Genomic DNA, 24,071 nt, shown 5'->3' on the forward strand with positions numbered 1-24,071 from the left:
GGGAACGGGCCCGTCCGCTGCGAACCCTGCGAGGGGCTCAGGCGTCCTTGGCGTCGCCCTCGGCCTGCTCCTTGGCCGAAGCCTCGGTGGCCTGCTCGGAGGTGGCGTCCTCGGAGCCCTCGGCCTTGGCGGCCTTGGCCTCGTCGGCCTCCTTGACGGCGCGCTTGGTGGCGGCCTCGGCCTCGCCCACCGCGTTCTGCGCGACGGTCAGCGCCTCGACCAGCTCGATCACGGCCATCGGGGCGTTGTCGCCGCGACGGGGGCCGATCTTGGTGATGCGGGTGTAACCGCCGGGGCGGTTCTCGTAGCGCGGCGCGATCTCGGTGAAGAGGGTGTGCAGCACCGACACGTCGGTGATGGTCTGGCGCACCAGGCGACGGTTGTGCAGGTCGCCCTTCTTCGCCTTGGTGATCAGCTTCTCCGCCACCGGGCGCAGGCGGCGGGCCTTGGCCTCGGTGGTGGTGATGCGGCCGTACTGGAACAGCTCGCGGGCCAGACCGGCCAGCAGCAGGCGCTCGTGCGACGGACCGCCGCCGAGGCGGGCTCCCTTGGTGGGACGCGGCATGGGGATCGATCTCCTCATATCTCCTGCTCCGGCCGTACCAGGTACCGGAGAGGGCCTGCGGGCACGGTGCCCGCAGGACTTGGCTCAGGGGTGCCGGGCGGCGCGGACGCCGCCCGGCGGGGTGGTGCTGCGTACGGAGCCGGGGCTCAGTACTGCTCGGTCTCCGCGTAGCCGGAGTCGTCGAGGTCGTCGGCGCCGAACGCGTCGGCGGCGGCGGTCGGGTCGAACCCGGGCGGGCTGTCCTTGAGGGCCAGGCCCATGCCGGCCAGCTTCGCCTTGACCTCGTCGATCGACTTCGCACCGAAGTTGCGGATGTCGAGCAGGTCGGCCTCCGAGCGGGCGACGAGCTCACCCACGGTGTGGATGCCCTCACGCTTGAGGCAGTTGTAGGAGCGGACCGTGAGCTCCAGCTCCTCGATCGGCAGCGCCAGGTCGGCGGCCAGGGCGGCGTCCGTGGGGGACGGGCCCATGTCGATGCCCTCGGCGTCGACGTTCAGCTCGCGGGCGAGGCCGAACAGCTCGACGAGGGTCTTGCCGGCCGAGGCCATGGCGTCGCGGGGGCGCATGGCGGGCTTGGTCTCGACGTCGACGATCAGCTTGTCGAAGTCGGTGCGCTGCTCGACACGGGTCGCCTCGACCTTGTAGGTGACCTTCAGCACGGGGCTGTAGATCGAGTCGACCGGGATCCGGCCGATCTCCTGGCCGGACTGCTTGTTCTGCACGGCGGAGACGTAGCCGCGACCGCGCTCGACGGTCAGCTCCATCTCCAGCTTGCCCTTGCCGTTCAGGGTGGCGAGGACCAGCTCGGGGTTGTGCACCTCGACACCGGCCGGGGGCGCGATGTCGGCGGCGGTGACCACACCCGGGCCCTGCTTGCGCAGGTACATCACGACCGGCTCGTCGTGCTCCGAGGAGACGACCAGCTGCTTGATGTTGAGGATGAGGTCGGTGACGTCCTCCTTGACGCCCGGCACGGTGGTGAACTCGTGCAGGACGCCGTCGATCCGGATCGAGGTGACGGCGGCACCCGGGATCGAGGAGAGGAGCGTGCGGCGGAGCGAGTTGCCGAGGGTGTAGCCGAAGCCCGGCTCCAGCGGCTCGATCACGAACCGGGAGCGGAACTCGTCGACGACCTCTTCGGTCAACGAGGGACGCTGAGCGATCAGCATGAGAGGTGTTCCTCCAGTTGTCTTCGGCACCCGCTATTTGATGCCGATGGACTCAAGCGTACGGGCTCCCCCGGTGGAGGGGAGCCCGTACGGGGTCGAGCGGACCCCGGTCCGACCGAAAGGTCAGACGCGGCGGCGCTTCGGCGGGCGGCAGCCGTTGTGCGGGGTCGGGGTGACGTCCTGGATCGAGCCGACCTCGAGGCCGGTGGCCTGGAGGGAGCGGATCGCGGTCTCACGGCCGGAGCCGGGGCCCTTGACGAAGACGTCGACCTTGCGCATGCCGTGCTCCTGGGCGCGGCGGGCGGCGGCCTCGGCCGCCATCTGCGCGGCGAACGGCGTGGACTTGCGGGAGCCCTTGAAGCCGACGTGGCCGGCGGACGCCCACGAGATCACGTTGCCGGTCGGGTCGGTGATCGAGACGATCGTGTTGTTGAACGTGCTCTTGATGTGGGCGTGCCCGTGAGCGACGTTCTTCTTCTCCTTGCGGCGCACCTTCTTGGCGCCCGCAGCCTGACGGCCCTTCGGAGGCATAAGTCTGAATCTCCTGATGAGGTGGTCGGTCCGCTACCAGCGGGCCGGATGGGAAGTCCGGTTCTGGGAGCGGACTACTTCTTGCCCGGCTTCTTCTTGCCGGCGATGGCGCGACGCGGGCCCTTGCGGGTACGGGCGTTGGTGTGGGTGCGCTGACCGTGGACCGGGAGGCCGCGGCGGTGGCGCAGACCCTCGTAGCAGCCGATCTCGACCTTGCGGCGGATGTCGGCCTGGACCTCGCGGCGGAGGTCGCCCTCGATCTTGTAGTTGGCCTCGATCCAGTCGCGGAGCTTGACCAGGTCGTCCTCGGCGATGTCACGGACGCGGACGTCCGGGTTCACGCCGGTCTCGGCCAGCGTCTGCTGGGCACGGGTGCGGCCGATGCCGAAAATGTAGGTGAGGGCGATCTCGATCCGCTTCTCGCGGGGGAGGTCGACGCCGACAAGGCGTGCCATGGAGTGGCTCCTGTGGTTCTTCGGAGGTTTGGCGCGGTGCCGCCTCTCCCGCTGCTGCGGGAGGCCCCGGCCTCCGCCGGGGGTGGCGCCCCCGGGAGGGGACGGGCACCGCGTGGGAAATTCGCGTCGCGCGAAGAGTTACGGCAGGTGCAGAAGGGGGATGATCAGCCCTGGCGCTGCTTGTGGCGCAGGTTCTCGCAGATCACCATGACCCGGCCGTGGCGGCGGATCACCTTGCACTTGTCGCAGATCTTCTTGACGCTCGGCTTGACCTTCATGGGATTCAGGTTCTCCGGGTCGTGCGCCACGAGAGGGCCGCACCCCCTCGAGGGCGCGGCCGTCACGGCGCGAGATCTGTCTGGGTCCTACTTGTAGCGGTAGACGATGCGCCCGCGGGTGAGGTCGTACGGGCTGAGCTCGACGACGACGCGGTCGTCCGGGAGGATGCGGATGTAGTGCATCCGCATCTTGCCGCTGATGTGCGCGAGGACCTTGTGCCCGTTCTGGAGCTCCACCTTGAACATCGCGTTCGGCAGAGACTCGATGACGGTGCCCTCGATCTCGATGGCCCCTTGCTTCTTGGGCATAAGGTTCGCTGATCGCCTTCCGGGCTCGACTACCGTGATCGTCTCATCCCGGGCACGGCCGTGCCGAAGCCAGGAATGAGCCGACGCGTCAGTCTACTTCAGGGGGCAACCAAACGCGAAACCGGCCCGGACCGGCGGGTCCGGGCCGGTCGGGGCCGGCGGGAGGCTCAGCCCAGCGGGTCGGGGGCGGCGGTGACGCCCAGCGCGGCGAGCTCCGCCCGGCCGCCGTCGAAGGCGGTGAGCACGAGCGGGCCCTGCTCGGTGAGCGCGACCGAGTGCTCCCAGTGCGCGGCCCAGGTGCCGTCGTTGGTCTTGACCGTCCAGTCGTCCTCGAGGACGTGGGTGTGCGGGGTCCCCAGGCTCACCATCGGCTCGATGGCGATGCAGAGGCCCTCCACCAGCTTCGGGCCCCGGCCGCGGCCGCGGTCGACGTAGTTCAGCACGTGCGGGTCCATGTGCATGGCGGTGCCGATGCCGTGGCCGCCGTAGCCCTCGACGATGCCGTACTTGCCCTTGGGCGGCAGCGGCTGGCGGCGGATGTACGACTCGATGGCGCGGCTCACGTCCTGGAGCCGGTTGCCCTTGCGCACCGCGGCGATGCCGGCCCACATCGAGGCCTCGGTGACGCGGCTCAGCTCGTGGAGCTCCTCGCCGTGGCCGTCGCCGACGAGCACGGTGATCGCGGCGTCGCCGTGCCAGCCGTCGACGATCGCGCCGCAGTCGATGGAGATGACGTCGCCGGACCGCAGCTCCAGGTCGCCCGGGATGCCGTGGACGACCACGTCGTTCACCGAGGAGCAGATGGTGCCGGTGAAGCCGTGGTAGCCGAGGAAGTTGGAGGTGGCGCCGTGGTCGGCGATCACCTTCGCCGCGACGGCGTCGAGCTCCTTCGTGGTGACGCCGGGGACGGCCGCCTCGCGGCACGCCTTCAGCGCCTCGGCGACGACCAGCCCGGCCTCACGCATCTTCGCGATCTGCTCGGGGGTCTTGATCTCTACCATGCGGTCTCGCCTTCCCAGCACCACTGCGTGTTCTCCATGCCCTGGCCGGTCGGGCGGTCCGCCCGGCCCCTCCACGGTACGGCCTCGCCGCACCCGGGAAGCACACCGGGCCGCGGCACCGCCCTGCGGCGGCCGCGGCCCGGTCGTGCGTGCGTGCGCTACCTGCGGAGCGCCTCGATGGCGCGCTCCGTGACCTCGGAGACCCGGCCCAGTGCCGGGATGGTCACCAGCAGGCCCTGGTCCGCGTAGTAGCCGATGATCGGCTCGGTCTTGCTGTGGTACTCCTCGAGGCGGACCCGGACGGCCTCCTCGGTGTCGTCCGTGCGCTGGTACAGCTCGCCGCCGCACTCGTCGCAGACGCCGTCCTGCGCCGGCGGGTTGTAGTCCACGTGGAAGACGTGGCTGCCGTTGTTGCGGCACAGCCGTCGGCCGGCGATGCGCTTGACGACCTCCTCCTCGGGGACCTCGAGGTCGAGCACGCCGTCCAGCGCTATCCCGGCGTCGGCCAGGATCTCGTCGAGCGCCTTGGCCTGGCCGAGGTTCCGCGGGAAGCCGTCCAGCAGGAAGCCCTTGGCGGCGTCCGGCTGGGTCATGCGGTCCTTGGCCATGCCGATGGTGATCTCGTCCGGCACCAGCTTGCCCGCGTCCATGTACGCCTTCGCCTCGAGCCCCAGCGGGGTGCCCTGGCTGATGTTGGCGCGGAACAGGTCGCCGGTGGAGATGTGCGGGATCGAGAGGGTCTTGGCCAGGAGATGGGCCTGGGTCCCCTTCCCGGCCCCGGGCGGTCCGACGAGGACGATTCGCATCAGCGGAGGAACCCTTCGTAGTTGCGCTGCTGGAGCTGGCTCTCGATCTGCTTGACAGTTTCGAGGCCGACACCCACGACGATGAGGATGCTGGTGCCGCCGAACGGGAAGTTCTGGTTGGCCTTGAACGCCACCAGGGCGATCATCGGGATCAGCGCGATGATGCCCAGATAGAGGGAACCGGGCCAGGTGATCCTGGTGAGGACGTAGTTCAGGTACTCCGCGGTGGGGCGGCCTGCCCGGATGCCCGGGATGAAACCACCATACTTCTTCATGTTGTCGGCGACTTCCTCGGGGTTGAAGGAGATCGCGACGTAGAAGAAGGCGAAGAAGACGATCAGCACGAAGTAGACGACCATGTAGATCGGGTGGTCGCCGCGGGTGAAGTTGTCCTTGATCCAGACCGCCCACCCGGCGGTGCTCCCGGTCAGCTGGGCCGCCAGCGACGGGATGTAGAGCAGCGACGAGGCGAAGATGACCGGGATGACGCCGGCCTGGTTCACCTTGAGGGGGATGTAGGTCGAGGTGCCGCCGAAGGCGCGGCGCCCGATCATGCGCTTGGCGTACTGGACCGGGATCCGGCGCTGGGCCTGCTCGACGAAGATGACGAGCGCGACCACGACCAGGCCGATGGCGATGACGCTGAGGAACTCCACCCAGCCGCCGCCGATCTTGCCCTGGAGCTTGATCGCCCACAGGGAGGTCGGGAAGCCGGCCGCGATCGAGGTGAAGATCAGGATCGACATGCCGTTGCCGATGCCGCGGTCGGTGATGAGCTCGCCGAGCCACATGATCACGGTGGTGCCGGCGGTCATGGTGATGACCATGGTGGCGATCCGGAAGACGCCGGTGTCCGGCACGATCTGGTTGCCCACCGAGCAGCCGCTGAAGAGCGCGCCGCTGGAGGCCGTCGCCACGATGCCGGTGCCCTGGAGCACGGCGAGGGCGATGGTGAGGTACCGGGTGTACTGGGTGATCTTCGCCGTGCCCGCCTGGCCCTCCTTCTTCAGCGCCTCCAGCCGCGGGATCACCACGGTGAGGAGCTGGAGGATGATGCTGGCGGTGATGTACGGCATGATGCCGAGGGCGAAGATCGTCAGCTGGAGCAGCGCACCGCCGCTGAACAGGTTCACCAGGCCGAACAGGCCCTGGCTGCCCTTGCTCTCGTCGATGCACGTCTGGACGTTCTCGAAGCTGACCCCCGGCACGGGTACGTGCGCGCCCATCCGGAACAGCACCATGATGCCCAGTGTGAACAGCAGCTTCTTGCGCAGGTCGGGCGTCTTGAACGCCCGCGCGAACGCACTGAGCACGGGTGCCTCCTGCGCCTCCCGCGCGTCGTCGGCGGAAGGGTCGGTGATGAAGGGGCGTAAGGGTGGACTCCACGGACTCTAACAGTGCGTGGCCACCCTGATGAAGCGCGTGGCCCGCTCCGCGGCGGATGCCACCCGCAAATGGGACGGGGCCGCCCCTCGGAGGAGGGACGGCCCCGTACTCACTGCTTCCGGCCGAGGGCTCAGATGAGCTCGGTCACGGTACCGCCGGCGGCGGTGATCTTCTCCTTGGCGGAGCCGGAGACGGCGTCGACCGTCACCTGCAGCGCCACGGAGACCTCGCCGGTGCCGAGCACCTTGACGAGCTGGTTCTTGCGAACCGCGCCCTTCGCGACCAGGTCGGCCACGGTGACCTCGCCACCCTGCGGGTAGAGGGCCGCGAGCTTGTCCAGGTTCACGACCTGGAACTCGACCTTGAAGGGGTTCTTGAAGCCCTTCAGCTTCGGCAGGCGCATGTGGAGGGGCATCTGGCCACCCTCGAAGCGCTGCGGAACCTGGTAGCGGGCCTTGGTGCCCTTGGTGCCACGACCGGCGGTCTTGCCCTTGGACGCCTCACCACGACCCACGCGGGTCTTGGCGGTCTTGGCGCCCGGGGCGGGCCGCAGGTTGTGGATCTTGATCGGGTTGTCGCCCATGTCAGTCCACCTCCTCGACCGTGACGAGGTGACGCACGGTCTGGGCCATCCCGCGGATCTCGGGACGGTCCTCCTTCACGACCACATCGTGCATGCGCTTGAGACCCAGCGAGCGCAGCGTCTCGCGGTGGTTCTGCTTGCTGCCGATGTAGGACTTGGTCTGCGTGATCTTCAGGCGAGCCATCAGGCACTCGCCCCCGCAGCGCGCGCCCGCAGCAGTGCGGCGGGGGCGACGTCCTCGAGCGGCAGGCCGCGGCGGGCGGCGATCTCCTCGGGGCGGACGAGCCCCTTCAGAGCCTCCACCGTGGCGTGCACGATGTTGATGGCGTTGTCGGAGCCGAGCGACTTCGACAGGATGTCGTGGACGCCGGCGCACTCCAGGACGGCGCGCACCGGGCCGCCGGCGATGACGCCGGTACCGGGGGAGGCCGGCTTCAGCAGCACGACGCCCGCGGCCTTCTCACCCTGGATGGGGTGCGGGATGGTGCCCTGGATACGGGGGACCTTGAAGAAGTGCTTCTTGGCCTCCTCCACACCCTTGGCGATGGCGGCCGGCACCTCCTTGGCCTTGCCGTAGCCGACACCGACGGTGCCGTCGCCGTCGCCCACCACGACCAGCGCGGTGAAGCTGAAGCGACGACCACCCTTGACAACCTTGGCGACGCGGTTGATCGCGACGACGCGCTCGACGTAGGCGGTCTTCTCGGCGGCCTGGCCGCCGTCCCGACCGTCCCGCTTACGGTCACGCCGCTCGCCGCCACCGGCGCCGCCACCGCGGCGCTGGGGTCCAGCCATTGGAATTACCTCTCTCGTTTACGTCCGCTAGCTTGCGACGAACGGCTCAGAAGTCGAGCCCGGCCTCACGGGCCGCGTCCGCCAGGGCCGCGATGCGGCCGGCGTAGCGGTTGCCCGCGCGGTCGAAGACGACCTGCTCGATGCCGGCGGCCTTGGCACGCTCGGCGACCAGGGCTCCGACCTTCTTGGCCTGCTCGGTCTTGTCGCCCTCGTTGCCGCGGATCGACACGTCGAGGGTGGACGCCGACGCCAGGGTGTGACCCTGGGCGTCGTCGATGACCTGGGCCACCATGTGGCGGTTCGAGCGGGTCACGACGAGGCGCGGACGCACCTCGCTGCCGACGACGCGCTTGCGAACGCGGATGGCGCGGCGCTTGCGGGCGGTGCCCTTGTAGGCGTTGCCCTTGCCGATCTTCACACCGACTGCCATGGCTTACTTACCAGCCTTTCCGACCTTGCGGCGGATGACCTCGCCCGCGTACTTCACGCCCTTGGCCTTGTACGGGTCGGGCTTGCGCAGCTTGCGGATCTTCGCGGCGACCTCGCCGACCTTCTGCTTGTCGATGCCGTCCACGTGGAACTTGGTGGGCGACTCGACCTGGAAGGTGATGCCCTCAGGGGCCTCGACCAGGATCGGGTGGCTGTAGCCGAGGGAGAACTCCATCGAGGAGCCCTTCGCGGCCACGCGGTAACCGACACCGCTGATCTCGAGCGACTTGCGGTAGCCCGCGGTCACGCCGGTGATCATGTTCGCCACCAGCGTGCGGCTCAGGCCGTGCAGGGCCTTCGACTGACGCTCGTCGTTGGGACGCGTGACGACCAGGTTGCCGTCCTCGCCCTTGCCGATCTCGATCGGCGCAGCGACGGTGTGGGAGAGGGAACCCTTGGGGCCCTTCACCGAGACCGTCCGGCCATCGATGGTGACGTCCACGCCGGCGGGAACCGGGATGGGCAGCCGTCCAATTCGCGACATGGCTATACCTCCGTTTCCCGAATTACCAGACGTAGGCGAGGACTTCCCCGCCCACACCCTTCTTGGCGGCCTGCTGGCCCGTCAGGAGGCCCTGGGACGTCGAGATGATCGCGACACCCAGGCCACCGAGGACCTTCGGCAGGTTGGTGGACTTTGCGTAGACCCGCAGGCCCGGCTTGCTGATGCGCTTGATGCCGGCGATCGAGCGCTCGCGGTTGGGGCCGAACTTGAGCTCGATGGTCAGCTTCTTGCCGACCTCGTTCTCCTGCGGCTCCTCGACCTTCCAGCCGGAGATGTAGCCCTCCTGCTGGAGGATCTCGGCGATGTGCGCCTTGATCTTGCTCGCCGGCATGGCCACGGAGTCGTGGTAAGCCGAGTTCGCGTTCCGCAGACGCGTCAGCATGTCTGCGATCGGGTCGGTCATGGTCATGATGGCCTTAGGCCTCTCTCACCGCGGTTTCCGACAGCGCGCAGCCCGCCCCGCGAGGGGCGCGATAGGCGCGGCAGGGACCTACGGTGTAGTAAGACGAATTCCGGGCAGCAGGGCGCCCGACCCCAACACTTTACGGGACTGTGCTACGGAGTCCCAAACGCGTCGGGGTCGGGGCGCCCCGGGTGCTACCAGGAGCTCTTGGTCACGCCCGGCAGCTCGCCGCGGTGGGCCATCTCACGAAGGCACACACGGCAGAGGCCGAACTTGCGGTACACGGAGTGCGGGCGGCCGCAGCGCTGGCAGCGGGTGTAGCCGCGGACAGCGAACTTCGGCTTGCGCTCCGACTTCGCGATGAGGGACTTCTTCGCCACGGTCAGTTCTCCTTGAACGGGAAGCCGAGGGCGCGCAGCAGCGCCCGGCCCTCGTCGTCAGTCTGGGCGGTGGTGACAACGGTGATGTCCATGCCCCGCTGACGGTCGACCTTGTCCTGGTCGATCTCGTGGAACATGACCTGCTCGGTCAGACCGAACGTGTAGTTGCCACGGCCGTCGAACTGCTTCGGCGACAGACCGCGGAAGTCGCGGATGCGCGGGAGCGCCAGCGACACCAGACGGTCCACGAACTCCCACATGCGGTCGCCCCGGAGGGTGACGTGGGTGCCGATCGGCTGGCCCTCGCGCAGCTTGAACTGCGCGATGGACTTGCGGGCCTTCGTGACAGCCGGCTTCTGGCCGGTGATCGCGGTGAGGTCGCGGATGGCGCCCTCGATCAGCTTGCTGTCACGGGCGGCCTCGCCGACACCCATGTTGACGACGACCTTGACCAGGCCGGGGATCAGCATGGGGTTCTCGTACGAGAACTGCTCCTGCAGCTGGCCCTTGATCTCAGCGCGGTACCGCTCCTTGAGGCGCGGCTGCACCTTCTCGACAGTGGTCTCGCTCATCAGATGTCCTCACCGGTCCGCTTGGCAACGCGGATCTTGTTGCCCTCGTCGTCGAAGCGGTAGCCGACGCGGGTGACGACCTTCTTGCCGTCCTTCTCCACGACCAGCTGAACGTTGCTGACGTGGACGGGGGCCTCGGTGGTCACGATGCCGCCGGTCTGGGAACCACGGGCGGTCTGGCCGACCTTGGTGTGCTTCTTGACCCGGTTGACACCCTCGACCAGGACGCGCTGCTCGGCGGGGAAGGCCTGGATGACCTTGCCCTGCTTGCCCTTGTCCTTGCCGGTGATGACCTGGACCAGGTCACCCTTCTTGATCTTCATGCTGTCAGCCATCGGTTAGAGCACCTCCGGCGCGAGCGAGATGATCTTCATGAACTTCTTCTCGCGCAGCTCACGGCCCACGGGGCCGAAGATGCGGGTACCACGGGGGTCACCGTCGTTCTTGAGGACGACCGCGGCGTTCTCGTCGAAGCGGATGTAGGAACCGTCGGGACGACGGCGCTCCTTCACGGTCCGCACGACGACGGCCTTGACGACGTCGCCCTTCTTCACGTTGCCACCGGGGATCGCGTCCTTGACGGTAGCCACGATGACGTCCCCGATGCCCGCGTAGCGCCGGCCGGAGCCACCGAGAACGCGGATGCAGAGGATCTCCTTGGCACCCGTGTTGTCGGCGACTCGCAGTCGCGACTCCTGCTGGATCACGTCTTTCTCCTGATCGTCAACGATCGGGACCGGGCCGGCCGCTGCTCACCCGGTCGCCTGACGGCACCGGGCACATACGGCCGCACCCAATCGCGTTCGTTACTTGGCCTTCTCGAGGATCTCGACGACGCGCCAGCGCTTCGTCGCGGACAGCGGCCGGGTCTCCATGAGGAGGACGCGGTCGCCGACGCCACAGGCGTTCTGCTCGTCGTGCGCCTTCAGCTTGTTCGTACGGCGGATGACCTTGCCGTACAGCGCGTGCTTGACGCGGTCCTCAACGGCGACGACGACGGTCTTGTCCATCTTGTCGCTGACGACCAGACCCTCGCGGGTCTTGCGGAAGCCGCGTGCCTCGGTGTTCTTCTCGTTCTCAGTCATCAGGCGTTCTCCACCGTCTCGATGCCCAGCTCGCGCTCGCGCATCAGGGTGTAGATCCGCGCGATGTCCTTCCGGACGGCGCGAAGCCGACCGTGGTTCTCGAGCTGCCCGGTCGCCGCCTGGAAGCGGAGGTTGAACAGCTCCTCCTTGGCCTCACGGAGCTTGCCGACGAGCTCGTCGTCGGCCAGACCGCGAAGCTCAGCAGCCTTGGTGCCGGCCGACATCAGCTCTCACCTGCCTCGCGCCGGACAATCCGGCACTTCATCGGGAGCTTGTGAGCAGCGCGGGTCAGCGCCTCACGAGCCACCTTCTCGTTGGGGTAGGACAGCTCGAACATCACCCGTCCCGGGTGGACGTTCGCAACCCACCACTCCGGCGAGCCCTTGCCGGAACCCATGCGGGTCTCGGCGGGCTTCTTCGTGAGCGGGCGGTCCGGGTAGATGTTGATCCAGACCTTGCCGCCACGGCGGATGTGACGGGTGATGGCGATACGAGCGGACTCGATCTGCCGGTTCGTCACGTAGGCCGGGGTGACGGCCTGGATGCCGTACTCGCCGAACGCGAGCTCAGTGCCGCCCTTGGCAGCGCCACGCCGCTTGGGGTGGTGCTGCTTGCGGTGCTTGACCCTGCGAGGGATCAGCATTGGGTCAGGCCTCCGTTCCAGCGTTGTTGGAAGCCGGCGCCTCGGCGGCCGGCGTCTCGGCGGGGGCGGTCGAGGCCTGGGCCTCGGCACCCTGCTGCGGACGGCGGCCACCGCGGCCACCGCGCTCGCCACCGCGGCCGCCACGGGCCGGACGGTCGGCGGCGCCGCGGGCCGGGCGGTTGCCGGCGCGGGCGGCGGCGTTCTCGGCGCGGACCTCGGCGATGTTCTTGACGTCGCCCTTGTAGATCCAGACCTTCACACCGATGCGGCCGAAGGTGGTACGGGCCTCGAAGAAGCCGTAGTCCACGTTGGCGCGCAGGGTGTGCAGCGGCACGCGACCCTCGCGGTAGAACTCCGAGCGGGACATCTCGGCACCGCCGAGACGGCCGGAGCACTGGACCTTGATGCCCTTGGCGCCCGACTTCATGGTGCCCTGCATCGACTTGCGCATGGCACGACGGAAGGACACGCGGGAGGAGAGCTGCTCGGCGACGCCCTGGGCGACCAGCTGAGCGTCCATCTCGGGGTTCTTGACCTCGAGGATGTTCAGCTGCACCTGCTTGCCGGTGAGCTTCTCCAGGTCGCCGCGGATGCGGTCGGCCTCCGCGCCGCGGCGGCCGATGACGATGCCCGGCCGGGCGGTGTGGATGTCGACGCGGACGCGGTCGCGGGTGCGCTCGATCTCCACCTTGGAGATGCCGGCCCGCTCCATGCCCTTCGTCATCATCCGGCGGATGGCGACGTCTTCCTTGACGTAGTCCTTGTACAGCTTGTCGGCGTACCAGCGGGACTTGAAGTCCGTGGTGATGCCGAGCCGGAACCCGTGCGGGTTAACCTTCTGGCCCATTACCGGGTCCCTTCCTTGCTGCTGACGACCACGGTGATGTGGCTGGTCCGCTTGCGGATCCGGTAGGCGCGGCCCTGGGCGCGCGGCCGGAACCGCTTCAGGGTCGGGCCCTCGTCGACGTACGCCTCGGAGACGTAGAGGTCGTCCACGTTGTTGTGGTTGTAGTTGTGCACGGCGTTGGCGATGGCGCTGTCCAGCACCTTGCCGACCGGCACGGTCGCGGCCTGCGGAGCGAAACGCAGGACCGCCTGGGCCTCCGTGGCACTCATGCCACGGATGAGGTCCACCACGCGGCGGGCCTTCATGGGCGTGACGCGGATGTACCGCGCCTGGGCCCTGGCTTCCATGGTTGTCCCCTTGTTGATGGTGTCAGTCATCGGTCTTCGCTATTTCCGCAGATCAGCGACGACGCGACTTGCGGTCGTCCTTCTCGTGGCCGCGGAAGGTGCGGGTCGGCGCGAACTCACCGAGCTTGTGGCCGACCATCGACTCGGTGACGAACACCGGGACGTGCTTGCGGCCGTCGTGCACCGCGATCGTGTGCCCGAGCATGGACGGCACGATCATGGAGCGCCGGGACCAGGTCTTGATGACGTTCTGGGTACCCGCTTCGTTCTGGGCGTCCACCTTCTTGGCGAGGTGGTCGTCGATGAAGGGGCCCTTCTTGAGGCTGCGCGGCATCGAACCTGCTCCTAGCGCTTCTTGTTGGTCTTGCGGCGGCGCACGATGAGCTTGTCCGAGGCCTTGTTCGGGCGACGGGTACGGCCCTCGGGCTTGCCCCACGGCGAGACCGGGTGGCGACCACCGGAGGTCTTGCCCTCACCACCACCGTGCGGGTGGTCGATCGGGTTCATGGCCACACCGCGGACGGTCGGGCGGACGCCCTTCCAGCGCATACGGCCGGCCTTGCCCCAGTTGATGTTCGACTGCTCGGCGTTGCCGACCTCGCCGACGGTGGCGCGGCAGCGCACGTCGACCTGGCGGATCTCACCCGACGGCATGCGGAGGGTCGCGAAGCGGCCCTCCTTCGCCAGCAGCTGGATGCTGGCGCCGGCGGAGCGGCCCATCTTGGCGCCGCCGCCCGGACGCAGCTCCACGGCGTGCACGACGGTGCCGACCGGGATGTTGCGGAGCGAGAGGTTGTTGCCCGGCTTGATGTCGGCGCCGGGGCCGTTCTCGACCCGGTCGCCCTGCTGCAGCTTGGCCGGGGCCAGGATGTAGCGCTTCTCGCCGTCCGCGTAGTGGAGCAGCGCGATGCGGGCGGTGCGGTTGGGGTCGTACTCGATGTGCGCGACCTTGGCCGGCACGCCGTCCTTGTCGTGGCGACGGAAGTCGATCACGCGGTAGGCGCGCTTGTGTCCGCCACCCTGGTGGCGAGCGGTGATACGACCGGCGTTGTTACGGCCGCCCTTGCTGTGCAGGGGGCGAACCAGCGACTTCTCCGGCGTGGACCGCGTGATCTCGACGAAGTCGGCGACGCTGGAACCACGACGGCCCGGGGTCGTCGGCTTGTACTTGCGGATGCCCATGGCTTCTTTCGTCCTCGTCCGTATCGACGATCCGATGCTCCGTTAGGAGACCGGACCACCGAAGATGTCGATGCGGCTGCCCTCGGCCAGGGTCACGACGGCGCGCTTGGTGTCCTTGCGCTTGCCGAAACCGGTCTTGGAGCGCTTGCGCTTCCCCTGCCGGTTGATCGTGTTGACCGCGGTGACCTTGACCGAGAAGACGGACTCGACCGCCTGCTTGATCTGGGTCTTGTTCGCGCCCGGCGACACGATGAACGTGTACTTGTTCTCGTCGAGGAGGCTGTAGCTCTTCTCGGAGATGACCGGCTTCACCAGGACGTCACGGGGGTCCGTGAAGGTCTTGGAGGTGATCTGCTCGCTCATCAGGCGGCGCTCCCTTCGAGCTCGCCCTCGGACGCGACGGCCTTGGCGGACGCGGCCGGACCGGCCACGAAGCGCTCGAAGGCGGCCTGGGTGAAGACCACATCGTCGGAGACGAGCACGTCGTACGTGTTCAGCTGGCCCGCGTCCAGGATGTGCACCGACGGCAGGTTGCGAGCCGACTTGATCGCCAGCTCGTCGTCGCGCTCGACGACGAGGAGGACGTTCTTGCGCTCGCTGATCTTGCCGAACAGCTCACGGACAGCCTTGGTGGAGGGCTGCTCGGTCGCGACCACACCGGTGACGACGTGGATGCGGTTGTGGCGGGCCCGGTCGGTGAGGGCACCGCGCAGGGCGGCGGCCTTCATCTTCTTCGGGGTCCGCTGCGAGTAGTCGCGCGGCACGGGACCGTGCACGACGCCACCACCGGCGAACTGCGGCGCGCGGGTCGAGCCCTGACGGGCGCGGCCGGTGCCCTTCTGGCGGTACGGCTTCTTGCCGCCGCCGCGGACCTCGCCGCGGGTCTTCGTCTTGTGGGTGCCCTGGCGGGCAGCGGCCAGCTGGGCGACGACGACCTGGTGGATCAGCGGAATGCTGACCTTGGCGTCGAAGATCTCGGCGGGCAGCTCGACGGAGCCGGCCTTCTCGCCCACGGGCGAGAGGATGTCAATGGTGCTCATCTGCTTCAGGCCCCCTTGGCCGCGGTGCGGACCAGGACGAGGCCGCCGTTCGGACCAGGGATTGCGCCCTTGATGAGCAGCAGGCCCTTCTCCGCGTCAACGGCGTGAACGGTCAGGTTCTGGGTGGTCACACGCTCGTTGCCCATGCGGCCCGCCATACGGAGGCCCTTGAACACGCGGCCCGGGGTGGCGCAGCCACCGATGGAGCCGGGCGAGCGGTGCTTGCGCTGCGTGCCGTGTCCGGCGCCCAGGCCCTTGAAGCCGTGGCGCTTCATGACACCGGCGGTGCCCTTGCCCTTGCTGGTGCCGGTCACGTCGACCTTGACACCGGCGTCGAACACCTCGGCGGTGATCTCCTGGCCCAGGGTGTACTCGGACGCGTCAGCGGTGCGCAGCTCGACCAGGTGGCGGCGGGGAGTGACGCCGGCCTTGGAGAAGTGGCCCTGGAGGGGCTTGTTCACCTTGCGCGGGTCGATCTCGCCGAAGCCGATCTGCACCGAGTCGTAGCCGGTGGTGTCAGCGGTGTGGACCTGGGTCACGACATTCGGCCCGGCCTTGACGACGGTGACCGGAACGATCCGGTTGTTCTCGTCCCAGACCTGGGTCATGCCGAGCTTCTCGCCCAGGATGCCCTTAATCTGCTTAGCCATCTTCGGTGCGCCTCTCAGAGCTTGATCTCGATGTCGACACCGGCCGGCAGGTCGAGACGCATCAGCGAGTCAACCGTCTTCGGGGTGGGGTCGAGGATGTCGATCAGGCGCTTGTGCGTACGCATCTCGAAGTGCTCGCGCGAGTCCTTGTACTTGTGCGGCGAGCGGATGACGCAGTACACGTTCTTCTCAGTGGGCAGCGGCACCGGGCCCGCGACCTGCGCACCAGTACGGGTGACGGTCTCGACGATCTTCTTCGCCGAGGAGTCGATCACCTCGTGGTCGTAGGCCTTGAGCCGGATGCGGATCTTCTGTCCCGCCATGGCTACTTCGTAGTCCTTGTCTGTCGTCTTGCCACTACGGCGCCCGATCGGCCGCTTGTCCGACCCACGCGGTCGGGTGTGTCGCACTCCCGCTCGCAGTAAACCCTTGAAAGAATCCCCAGGAGGCTTCTGCTCCGGGCCGCGGACGGCCTTCAGGCGCCGGGTCGAGGCCCCGCCCACGCTTCCCGGAAGATTCCCGTACGTCCGCCCTCGCAGCTACTGCAACAGCAGGCATCACGGGGGCGACGAGTACTGTGGGACTCGCTTCCGGTCCTCCCGGCGGGAGGCGCGCAGCATCGGCACTCAACCGAGCAACTCGGACAGTGTGCCACACCGGGCGCGCCGGGGGCCAATCGGAGCGCATGACACTACCCGCACGGTGCCGACTGTCAAACCCCCGGCGTACCGCGGCTCCTCCCGCGCCCCCTCGCCTCCCCCGCCGCCTCCCCACCGTCCCGGCCCCCGCCTCCTCTCCGCGCCCTCCCGCCCGCGCCGCCGCGGCGGCGTCCGCACGCCCCCGGCCCCCGCCGGGGCCGCGCGCAACCGGCGGACGCTTGACGGCAGTCCTCACCGGCGGTACTGAGAGACGTCACCGCGCGCAGGCGGTGCGGACCGATGGGGACGGGACCATGAAGCCGCTTCAGGCAGGCGACCCGGAGACGGTGGGCGGGGGAAGGTACCGGATCACCGCCCGGCTGGGCAGCGGCGGCATGGGGGTGGTCTACCTCGGGCGGTCCCCCTCCGGACGGACGGTCGCCGTCAAGGTCGTGCGGCCGCAGCTCGCCGAGGACCGCGGCTTCCGGCGGCGGTTCGCCCAGGAGGTCGCGGCGGCACGGCGGGTCGGCGGCTTCCACACCGCGCCCGTCGTGGACGCGGACCCCGACGGCGACCCGCCGTGGCTGGTCACCGCGTACGTGCCGGGACCCTCCCTGCACGAGGTGGTGGGCCGGTGCGGCCCGCTGCCGGCCGACACGCTGACCGTGCTCGCCGCCGGACTGGCCGAGGCCCTGGAGGCGGTCCACGGGGCCGGCGTCGTGCACCGCGACCTCAAGCCCGCCAACATCATCGTGGCCGACGACGGCCCGCGCGTCATCGACTTCGGGATCGCCCGCGCCCTGGACCACACCTCGCTCACCCTGACCGGCCTCCAGGTCGGCACCCCCGGCTTCCTCGCGCCCGAGCAGCTCACCGGCGGCGCCGTGAGCCCCGCCGTGGACGTCTTCGCCCTCGGCGTCGTGCTCTGCCGCGCGGCGGGCGCCCTGCCCTTCGGTGACGGCCCGTCGGCCTCCGTGCTGTACCGGATCGTCCACGAGGAGCCCGACCTCCGGGCCGTGCCGGAGGGGCTGCGCGGGACCGTCGCCGCCTGCCTGGCCAAGGACCCCGCGGCGCGGCCGTCGCCGCGGGCCCTGCTGGACCGGCTGGTGGTGCCGGACCGCGACGACGAGGGCGATTGGCTGCCCGAGGACGTCCGGGCCCTCCTCGCCGAGCACGCGGCGCGGGTCCCGGGCGCCCGCCGCCCGGCCGGGACCGGGGCGGGGTCGGGGGCCGGGGCGGGGTCGGGGGCCGGCGCGGGGTCGGGGGCCGGGGCGCCGGCGGAGGCCGCCCCCGCGGCGGCACCGGGAGCGGGTCCCGGGCCGGGAGCGGTACCGGCCCTGCTACCGACGGCGGATCGGGCGGCGGACCCGACGGCGCGTCAGGCGGCCGAGCGGGCGGCAGGCCCGGCGGTGGCGGCGACGCCCACGGCGCCGTCGCTCCCGGCGCCCCCTCGGCCGACCGCCGCCGACCGGGGCACCCCGCAGCCGGTCCCCGGCGGCGGCGCACGGCCGATTCCCGGCGGGGCGGACGCCCCGCCGCCAGGAGGGTCCGCCCCCGGCGGGGCCGCCGGGCCGGGTGCCGGGCCGGGTGCCGCCGCCGCGCCGTCACAGGCCGCGACCGCCCCGTGGAGCCCCGCTCCCCCGCCGCCGGGCCGCACCCGGCGGCGGCTGCCCCTGGCGGCGGCCGCCGTCGCGGTCCTGGCCGCCGCCTCCGCCGTCCCCATGGCCCTCGACCAGTTCGGCGGCGGGAAGGGGAAGGACGCGGGCCCCGGGACCCCGTCACCGGGGGCCTCCGCCTCCGCCCCGGCGGGGCCGCCCGACGCGCAGCTGCTGATCCGGCTGGACCTGCCCGGCAACGTCCTCGGGAAGCACTGCCGCTCCGTGATCGGCACGCGGCCCACCGGGCGGGACGCCCCGTCCCCGCTCGTCCGGGACGGCAGCTGCGACAGCCTCCCCCAGTGGGCGCCCGACGGGCGGTCCTTCGCCTTCACCCGCACCGACGGCGACAGCTCGGCGGTGTGGACCGCCCGCAGGGACGGCACCGGCGCGCGGAGGATCGCGCCCATCGCGAAGGGCAGCCGGGTCTCCTGGTCGCCGGACGGGACGCGGCTCGCCGCCCTGCAGGTCGTGGAGGGCGTGCAGCAGCTGGTGGTGGTGACGGTCTCCGACGGGAGCAGCCGGCCGCTCACCACCGGCACGGAGAGGATCGAGGACCCCGCCTGGTCCCCCGACGGGAGGTCCGTCGCCTTCTGCACGCAGCGCAGCGGCACCTGGCAGGTCTACCTGACGGACCCGTACACGCAGGACGGCGCCCGCCGCCAGGTGACGCACGCGCCCGTACGGGCCCTGGACCCCGCGTGGTCGCCGGACGGCAGGCGGATCGCGTACACCAGCGGCAGCACCACCAGCGGGCCGGGCAAGGGGGACATCCACGTCGTGGGTGCGGACGGCCGGGGCGACCGGACCGTGGCGGCGAGCGCCGACCACGAGATGGACCCGTCCTGGTCGGCCGACGGCGCGTGGATCGCCTACGTCCGCGGGCCGATCCCCGAGCCCCGGATCTGGGCGGTCCGCGCCGACGGCACCGGCGCGCGGGAGCTCACCACCGGCGCATCCTGGGAGAGCCACCCCGCCTGGCCCCGCCGCTGAGCGGGCGGGGCCGGAAGGGGGCCGTCCCGCGCGCGGGGCCGGGGTCCGGGCGGCAGGCCCGGGCGGGGGCGTCCTCCGCACGGAAAAGCCCGAGGGCCCCGCACCGCCGTCCTCACGGACGGGGTGCGGGGCCCTCGGGGTGTGCCTGACGGGCAGGCAGGTCCCTCAGGTCGTCACTTGACGATCTTGGTGACCTGGCCGGCGCCGACGGTGCGGCCACCCTCGCGGATGGCGAACTTCAGGCCCTCCTCCATGGCGACCGGCTGGATCAGCGCGACCGTCATGGCGGTGTTGTCGCCCGGCATGACCATCTCGGTGCCCTCGGGGAGGGTCACGACGCCGGTCACGTCCGTGGTACGGAAGTAGAACTGCGGGCGGTAGTTGTTGAAGAACGGGGTGTGGCGGCCACCCTCGTCCTTCGACAGGATGTAGGCCTGGGCCTCGAAGTCGGTGTGCGGCGTGACCGAACCCGGCTTGATGATGACCTGGCCGCGCTCGACGTCCTCGCGCTTGATGCCGCGGAGGAGCAGACCGACGTTCTCGCCCGCCTGGCCCTCGTCGAGCAGCTTGCGGAACATCTCGATGCCGGTGACCGTGGTGGTGGTCTTGGTGGGCTTGATACCGACGATGTCGACGGTCTCGTTCACCTTGAGGACACCGCGCTCGATGCGGCCGGTGACGACGGTGCCACGACCGGTGATCGTGAAGACGTCCTCGATCGGCATCAGGAACGGCTTGTCGACGTCACGCTCGGGGGTGGGGATGTTCTCGTCCACCGCGTGCATGAGGCCGAGGAGCTTCTCGCCCCACTCCTTGTCGCCCTCGAGCGCCTTGAGCGCCGAGACGCGCACGACCGGGAGGTCGTCGCCCGGGAACTCGTACTCGGAGAGGAGCTCGCGGACCTCGAGCTCGACGAGCTCCAGGATCTCCTCGTCGTCCACCATGTCGGCCTTGTTCAGGGCGACGACGATGTAGGGGACGCCGACCTGGCGGGCCAGGAGGACGTGCTCCTTGGTCTGCGGCATCGGGCCGTCGGTGGCGGCGACCACGAGGATGGCGCCGTCCATCTGGGCGGCACCGGTGATCATGTTCTTGATGTAGTCCGCGTGACCCGGGCAGTCGACGTGGGCGTAGTGACGCGCCTCGGTCTGGTACTCGACGTGCGCGATGGAGATGGTGATACCGCGCTGCCGCTCCTCCGGCGCCTTGTCGATCTGGTCGAACGGCGTGAAGGGGTTGATCTCCGGGTACGCGTCGTGCAGCACCTTGGTGATCGCCGCGGTAAGGGTGGTCTTACCGTGGTCGATGTGACCGATGGTGCCGATGTTGACGTGCGGCTTAGTCCGCTCGAACTTCGCCTTCGCCACTGGGGTCCTCCTGTGGGACTGGTTCTGTACGCCGTACGACGTCAGTTGGTCTTGGTCGGGACGGCTCCGGACGCTGGTCTGCGAACGGACCCGGCCCGCGGGTGGGGGCCGGAGGCCCCCCGGCACCCGTCCCCCTGGGAGGGGGGTGCCGGGGATGCCTCCTTACAGCCTAAGGCTTGCGGTTGGTCCGGAAAATCCGGATCGTCACTCGCCCTTGGCCTTGGCGATGATGTCGTCCGCCACGTTCCGCGGAACCTCGGCGTACGAGTCGAACTGCATCGAGTAGCTCGCGCGGCCAGAGGTCTTGCTGCGCAGGTCACCGACGTAGCCGAACATCTCGGACAGCGGGACGAGGGCCTTGACGACCCGGGCTCCGCTGCGCTCCTCCATGGCCTGGATCTGGCCGCGGCGGGAGTTGATGTCGCCGATCACGTCGCCCATGTAGTCCTCGGGCGTGGTGACCTCGACGGCCATCATGGGCTCGAGCAGGGCCGGGCTGGCCTTGCGCGCACCCTCCTTGAACGCCATGGAGCCGGCGATCTTGAAGGCGAGCTCGGAGGAGTCGACCTCGTGGTAGGCACCGTCGAGCAGGGTGACGCGCACGCCCACCATCGGGTAGCCGGCCAGGACGCCGAACTCCATGGCCTCCTGGGCACCGGCGTCGACCGAGGGGATGTACTCCTTCGGCACGCGGCCGCCCGTGACCTTGTTCACGAACTCGTAGCCCTCGCCGCCCTCGAGAGGCTCGATGGCGATCTGGACCTTCGCGAACTGGCCGGAGCCACCGGTCTGCTTCTTGTGCGTGTAGTCGATCCGCTCGACACCCTTGCGGATGGTCTCGCGGTACGCCACCTGCGGCTTGCCGACGTTGGCCTCGACCCGGAACTCGCGCTTCATGCGGTCGACCAGCACCTCGAGGTGCAGCTCGCCCATGCCCGCGATGATGGTCTGGCCCGTCTCCTCGTCCGTGTGGACCTGGAAGGACGGGTCCTCCTCGGCCAGGCGCTGGATCGCGACGCCCAGCTTCTCCTGGTCGCCCTTGGACTTCGGCTCGATGGCGACCTGGATCACCGGGGCCGGGAAGTTCATGGACTCGAGGATCACCGGGTTCGCGGCGTCGCACAGGGTCTCACCGGTGGTGGTGTCCTTCAGGCCCATGACGGCGATGATGTCGCCGGCACCGACGCTGGGGATCTCCTCACGCTTGTTCGCGTGCATCCGGTAGATCTTGCCGATCCGCTCCTTGCGGCCCTTCACCGAGTTCAGCACCTGGGTGCCGGACTCGAGACGGCCGGAGTAGATCCGGACGAAGGTGAGCTTGCCGAGGTGCGGGTCGCTCATGATCTTGAAGGCCAGGGCCGAGAGGGGCTCCTCGTCGGAGGCCTTGCGGAAGATCTCGGTCTCCTCGTCGCCGACCTTGTGGCCGGTGACGCCCTCGACGTCGGTCGGGGAGGGGAGGTACTCCACGATCGCGTCGAGCAGGGGCTGGACACCCTTGTTCTTGAACGCGGTGCCGCAGAAGACCGGGGTCAGGCTGCCGGCGATGGTGGCGCGGCGGATGCCGGCCTTCAGCTGCTCCATGGTGGGCTCGGTGCCCTCCAGGTACAGCTCCATCAGCTGGTCGTCGGCCTCGGCCGCGGTCTCGAGCAGCTTGTCGCGCCACTCCTGGGCGACGTCCACGTGGGTGTCCGGGATGTCGACGACGTCGTACATCTCGCCCTTGGGGGCGTCCTCGGACCACAGCAGCGCCTTCATGCGGACCAGGTCGACGACGCCGCGGAAGTCCGCCTCGGCACCGATCGGGAGCTGCATGACCAGCGGGGTCGCACCGAGGCGGTCGACGATCATGTCGACGCAGCGGTGGAACTCCGCGCCCACGCGGTCCAGCTTGTTGACGAAGCAGATGCGCGGGACGTTGTAGCGGTCGGCCTGGCGCCACACGGTCTCGGACTGGGGCTCCACACCGGCGACACCGTCGAACACCGTCACGGCACCGTCGAGCACGCGCAGCGAGCGCTCCACCTCGACGGTGAAGTCGACGTGGCCCGGGGTGTCGATGATGTTGATGGTGTGGTCGGCACCGTCCACGGTCCAGTGGCAGGTCGTCGCGGCGGACGTGATGGTGATGCCGCGCTCCTGCTCCTGCTCCATCCAGTCCATCGTGGCGGCGCCGTCGTGGACCTCACCGATCTTGTAGCTCACACCGGTGTAGAACAGGATCCGCTCGGTGGTGGTGGTCTTGCCCGCGTCGATGTGGGCCATGATCCCGATGTTGCGGACCTTGGCCAGGTCAAGGGAGGTAGTAGCCATGGTGGCTCGTCTTCTCTCTCGTTTGCGTCGTAGGCGGGTCGACTACCAGCGGTAGTGCGCGAAGGCCTTGTTGGACTCGGCCATCTTGTGGGTGTCCTCGCGGCGCTTCACGGAGGCGCCGAGGCCGTTGGAGGCGTCGAGGATCTCGTTGAGCAGGCGCTCGGTCATGGTCTTCTCGCGGCGGGCGCGGGAGTAGCCGACCAGCCAGCGCAGCGCCAGGGTGGTGGAGCGGCCCGGGCGGACCTCGACCGGCACCTGGTAGGTGGCGCCGCCGACGCGGCGGGAGCGGACCTCGAGGGTCGGCTTCACGTTCTCCAGGGCGCGCTTGAGGGTGACGACCGGGTCGTTGCCGCTCTTCTCACGGATGCCCTCGAGGGCGCCGTACACGATGCGCTCGGCGGTGGAGCGCTTGCCGTGCAGGAGGACCTTGTTGACGAGCGAGGTCACCAGGGGGGAGTTGTAGACCGGGTCGATGATGACCGGGCGCTTCGGGGCGGGGCCCTTGCGAGGCATTCTTACTTCTCCTTCTTGGCGCCGTAGCGGCTGCGGGCCTGCTTGCGGTTCTTGACACCCTGGGTGTCGAGGGAGCCGCGGATGATCTTGTAGCGCACACCCGGCAGGTCCTTCACACGACCGCCGCGCACGAGCACGATGGAGTGCTCCTGCAGGTTGTGGCCCTCGCCCGGGATGTAGGCGGTGACCTCGATCCCGCTGGTGAGGCGCACACGGGCGACCTTGCGGAGAGCCGAGTTGGGCTTCTTCGGGGTGGTCGTGTACACACGCGTGCAGACGCCGCGGCGCTGGGGCGAACCCTTCAGTGCGGGCGTCTTGTTCTTCTCGACCTTGTCCTGCCGGCCCTTTCGGACCAGCTGCTGGATCGTAGGCACCGTTTCTCCGTTTTCTGTGTGCCAAGGCTTGGTGGAACTAACCTGGCGCTCCCGCCCCGTCCGACCCACGAGGTCGGGCGTGTCGGGCCTCTTCCGATCCTGTGGCCCGCGACTGCGGGCTCGGGACGAGGAATCACGGAATCCCAAGGTGCGGTGTGCCGCCGCCGCGCCCGCTCGGGCGGACCCGCGGGGCGGTTCCG

35 protein-coding genes are annotated in these 24,071 nt (G+C 69.5%); 1 reads left to right on the forward strand and 34 read right to left on the reverse strand.

Translation table 11 applies throughout. From position 1 onward, the window contains the following. Positions 1–37 precede the first annotated feature (37 nt). The 30 genes from rplQ to rpsJ form a co-directional block, all read right to left on the reverse strand. Positions 38–565 (reverse strand): 50S ribosomal protein L17, encoded by a 528-nt coding sequence (rplQ, locus tag LO771_RS05915; protein ID WP_230648744.1) that lies wholly within the window; start codon positions 563–565, stop codon positions 38–40. Between the two features lie 146 nt (positions 566–711). After that, on the reverse strand, positions 712–1,734 hold the full coding sequence (locus LO771_RS05920; RefSeq protein WP_055585118.1) for a DNA-directed RNA polymerase subunit alpha: 1,023 nt from the start codon (positions 1,732–1,734) through the stop codon (positions 712–714). Between the two features lie 123 nt (positions 1,735–1,857). Then, a complete protein-coding gene (gene rpsK, locus LO771_RS05925; protein WP_037575384.1) occupies positions 1,858–2,265 on the reverse strand; it encodes a 30S ribosomal protein S11 in 408 nt (135 codons plus the stop codon). A gap of 74 nt (positions 2,266–2,339) precedes the next feature. Next, positions 2,340–2,720 carry a 30S ribosomal protein S13 gene (gene rpsM / locus LO771_RS05930; protein WP_230648746.1) on the reverse strand — a complete coding sequence of 127 codons (381 nt, stop codon included), beginning with the start codon at positions 2,718–2,720 and terminating at the stop codon, positions 2,340–2,342. 164 nt (positions 2,721–2,884) lie between these two features. Then, a complete protein-coding gene (gene rpmJ / locus LO771_RS05935) occupies positions 2,885–2,998 on the reverse strand; it encodes a 50S ribosomal protein L36 (RefSeq protein ID WP_009740505.1) in 114 nt (37 codons plus the stop codon). An 87-nt stretch (positions 2,999–3,085) separates the two neighbouring features. Continuing rightward, entirely contained in the window at positions 3,086–3,307 is a 222-nt protein-coding gene (gene infA / locus LO771_RS05940; protein WP_014144336.1) for a translation initiation factor IF-1, read from the reverse strand. 167 nt (positions 3,308–3,474) lie between these two features. Further along, on the reverse strand, positions 3,475–4,308 hold the full coding sequence (map, locus tag LO771_RS05945; RefSeq protein WP_230648748.1) for a type I methionyl aminopeptidase: 834 nt from the start codon (positions 4,306–4,308) through the stop codon (positions 3,475–3,477). A 158-nt stretch (positions 4,309–4,466) separates the two neighbouring features. After that, entirely contained in the window at positions 4,467–5,114 is a 648-nt protein-coding gene (locus LO771_RS05950; protein WP_230648751.1) for an adenylate kinase, read from the reverse strand. Next, a complete protein-coding gene (gene secY, locus LO771_RS05955) occupies positions 5,114–6,427 on the reverse strand; it encodes a preprotein translocase subunit SecY (RefSeq protein WP_230648754.1) in 1,314 nt (437 codons plus the stop codon). Before secY ends, LO771_RS05950 begins: the two co-directional genes overlap by 1 nt. Before the next feature lie 203 nt (positions 6,428–6,630). Further along, complete coding sequence (gene rplO / locus LO771_RS05960) at positions 6,631–7,083, reverse strand: 50S ribosomal protein L15 (protein WP_230648757.1); 453 nt, start codon at positions 7,081–7,083, stop codon at positions 6,631–6,633. Between the two features lies 1 nt (position 7,084). After that, positions 7,085–7,267 carry a 50S ribosomal protein L30 gene (gene rpmD / locus LO771_RS05965; RefSeq protein ID WP_030300409.1) on the reverse strand — a complete coding sequence of 61 codons (183 nt, stop codon included), beginning with the start codon at positions 7,265–7,267 and terminating at the stop codon, positions 7,085–7,087. After that, positions 7,267–7,878, reverse strand: coding sequence for a 30S ribosomal protein S5 (rpsE, locus tag LO771_RS05970; RefSeq protein WP_230648760.1), 612 nt, complete (start codon positions 7,876–7,878; stop codon positions 7,267–7,269). The genes rpmD and rpsE overlap by 1 nt, the downstream gene beginning before the upstream one ends. Positions 7,879–7,924: 46 nt before the next feature. Further along, the gene (gene rplR / locus LO771_RS05975) at positions 7,925–8,308 is read right to left on the reverse strand and encodes a 50S ribosomal protein L18 (RefSeq protein ID WP_230648762.1); all 384 of its coding nucleotides are present in this window, start codon (positions 8,306–8,308) and stop codon (positions 7,925–7,927) included. Between the two features lie 3 nt (positions 8,309–8,311). Beyond that, complete coding sequence (rplF, locus tag LO771_RS05980) at positions 8,312–8,851, reverse strand: 50S ribosomal protein L6 (protein ID WP_230648765.1); 540 nt, start codon at positions 8,849–8,851, stop codon at positions 8,312–8,314. Between the two features lie 22 nt (positions 8,852–8,873). Then, a complete protein-coding gene (gene rpsH, locus LO771_RS05985; RefSeq protein WP_111489788.1) occupies positions 8,874–9,281 on the reverse strand; it encodes a 30S ribosomal protein S8 in 408 nt (135 codons plus the stop codon). 188 nt (positions 9,282–9,469) lie between these two features. Continuing rightward, the gene (locus tag LO771_RS05990) at positions 9,470–9,655 is read right to left on the reverse strand and encodes a type Z 30S ribosomal protein S14 (protein ID WP_104816571.1); all 186 of its coding nucleotides are present in this window, start codon (positions 9,653–9,655) and stop codon (positions 9,470–9,472) included. A 2-nt stretch (positions 9,656–9,657) separates the two neighbouring features. Continuing rightward, a complete protein-coding gene (gene rplE, locus LO771_RS05995; protein ID WP_230648768.1) occupies positions 9,658–10,227 on the reverse strand; it encodes a 50S ribosomal protein L5 in 570 nt (189 codons plus the stop codon). Further along, entirely contained in the window at positions 10,227–10,550 is a 324-nt protein-coding gene (rplX, locus tag LO771_RS06000; protein WP_230649075.1) for a 50S ribosomal protein L24, read from the reverse strand. The genes rplE and rplX overlap by 1 nt, the downstream gene beginning before the upstream one ends. Positions 10,551–10,565: 15 nt before the next feature. Next, on the reverse strand, positions 10,566–10,934 hold the full coding sequence (gene rplN / locus LO771_RS06005) for a 50S ribosomal protein L14 (RefSeq protein ID WP_230648770.1): 369 nt from the start codon (positions 10,932–10,934) through the stop codon (positions 10,566–10,568). Positions 10,935–11,033: 99 nt separating this feature from the next. After that, positions 11,034–11,312 carry a 30S ribosomal protein S17 gene (gene rpsQ / locus LO771_RS06010; protein ID WP_230648771.1) on the reverse strand — a complete coding sequence of 93 codons (279 nt, stop codon included), beginning with the start codon at positions 11,310–11,312 and terminating at the stop codon, positions 11,034–11,036. Next, positions 11,312–11,536 carry a 50S ribosomal protein L29 gene (gene rpmC / locus LO771_RS06015; protein ID WP_230648773.1) on the reverse strand — a complete coding sequence of 75 codons (225 nt, stop codon included), beginning with the start codon at positions 11,534–11,536 and terminating at the stop codon, positions 11,312–11,314. The genes rpsQ and rpmC overlap by 1 nt, the downstream gene beginning before the upstream one ends. Then, the gene (gene rplP / locus LO771_RS06020) at positions 11,536–11,955 is read right to left on the reverse strand and encodes a 50S ribosomal protein L16 (protein WP_055585134.1); all 420 of its coding nucleotides are present in this window, start codon (positions 11,953–11,955) and stop codon (positions 11,536–11,538) included. Before rplP ends, rpmC begins: the two co-directional genes overlap by 1 nt. A 4-nt stretch (positions 11,956–11,959) precedes the next feature. After that, positions 11,960–12,802 (reverse strand): 30S ribosomal protein S3, encoded by an 843-nt coding sequence (gene rpsC, locus LO771_RS06025; protein ID WP_230648776.1) that lies wholly within the window; start codon positions 12,800–12,802, stop codon positions 11,960–11,962. Continuing rightward, on the reverse strand, positions 12,802–13,149 hold the full coding sequence (gene rplV, locus LO771_RS06030; protein WP_230649076.1) for a 50S ribosomal protein L22: 348 nt from the start codon (positions 13,147–13,149) through the stop codon (positions 12,802–12,804). The genes rpsC and rplV overlap by 1 nt, the downstream gene beginning before the upstream one ends. 52 nt (positions 13,150–13,201) lie before the next feature. Next, the gene (rpsS, locus tag LO771_RS06035) at positions 13,202–13,483 is read right to left on the reverse strand and encodes a 30S ribosomal protein S19 (protein ID WP_230648779.1); all 282 of its coding nucleotides are present in this window, start codon (positions 13,481–13,483) and stop codon (positions 13,202–13,204) included. A gap of 11 nt (positions 13,484–13,494) precedes the next feature. Continuing rightward, positions 13,495–14,331, reverse strand: a complete 837-nt coding sequence (gene rplB, locus LO771_RS06040) for a 50S ribosomal protein L2 (RefSeq protein WP_230648782.1) — start codon at positions 14,329–14,331, stop codon at positions 13,495–13,497. Positions 14,332–14,373: 42 nt separating this feature from the next. Next, positions 14,374–14,694, reverse strand: a complete 321-nt coding sequence (rplW, locus tag LO771_RS06045) for a 50S ribosomal protein L23 (RefSeq protein ID WP_230648785.1) — start codon at positions 14,692–14,694, stop codon at positions 14,374–14,376. After that, positions 14,694–15,371, reverse strand: a complete 678-nt coding sequence (rplD, locus tag LO771_RS06050; protein ID WP_230648788.1) for a 50S ribosomal protein L4 — start codon at positions 15,369–15,371, stop codon at positions 14,694–14,696. The genes rplW and rplD overlap by 1 nt, the downstream gene beginning before the upstream one ends. Before the next feature lie 5 nt (positions 15,372–15,376). Continuing rightward, positions 15,377–16,021, reverse strand: coding sequence for a 50S ribosomal protein L3 (rplC, locus tag LO771_RS06055; RefSeq protein WP_230648790.1), 645 nt, complete (start codon positions 16,019–16,021; stop codon positions 15,377–15,379). 14 nt (positions 16,022–16,035) lie between these two features. Further along, positions 16,036–16,344: a 30S ribosomal protein S10 gene (gene rpsJ / locus LO771_RS06060; RefSeq protein WP_020549238.1), complete on the reverse strand. Its 309-nt coding sequence runs from the start codon at positions 16,342–16,344 to the stop codon at positions 16,036–16,038. A 629-nt stretch (positions 16,345–16,973) separates the two neighbouring features. Here rpsJ and LO771_RS06065 point away from each other — a divergent pair. Continuing rightward, positions 16,974–19,307, forward strand: coding sequence for a protein kinase (locus LO771_RS06065; protein WP_230648792.1), 2,334 nt, complete (start codon positions 16,974–16,976; stop codon positions 19,305–19,307). A 173-nt stretch (positions 19,308–19,480) separates the two neighbouring features. Here the strand turns inward: LO771_RS06065 and tuf are convergent, their stop codons facing one another. The 4 genes from tuf to rpsL all read right to left on the reverse strand — a co-directional run bounded on the left by tuf (position 19,481) and on the right by rpsL (position 23,871). Further along, on the reverse strand, positions 19,481–20,674 hold the full coding sequence (tuf, locus tag LO771_RS06070) for an elongation factor Tu (RefSeq protein ID WP_230648794.1): 1,194 nt from the start codon (positions 20,672–20,674) through the stop codon (positions 19,481–19,483). A gap of 204 nt (positions 20,675–20,878) precedes the next feature. Further along, entirely contained in the window at positions 20,879–22,984 is a 2,106-nt protein-coding gene (fusA, locus tag LO771_RS06075) for an elongation factor G (RefSeq protein ID WP_230648796.1), read from the reverse strand. 42 nt (positions 22,985–23,026) lie between these two features. Then, positions 23,027–23,497 (reverse strand): 30S ribosomal protein S7, encoded by a 471-nt coding sequence (gene rpsG, locus LO771_RS06080; protein ID WP_055588949.1) that lies wholly within the window; start codon positions 23,495–23,497, stop codon positions 23,027–23,029. A 2-nt stretch (positions 23,498–23,499) separates the two neighbouring features. Then, positions 23,500–23,871, reverse strand: a complete 372-nt coding sequence (gene rpsL / locus LO771_RS06085) for a 30S ribosomal protein S12 (RefSeq protein WP_014144289.1) — start codon at positions 23,869–23,871, stop codon at positions 23,500–23,502. Between the last annotated feature and the right edge of the window lie 200 nt (positions 23,872–24,071).

This window comes from Streptacidiphilus sp. ASG 303 (assembly GCF_020991365.1).
GTDB lineage: Bacteria > Actinomycetota > Actinomycetes > Streptomycetales > Streptomycetaceae > Peterkaempfera.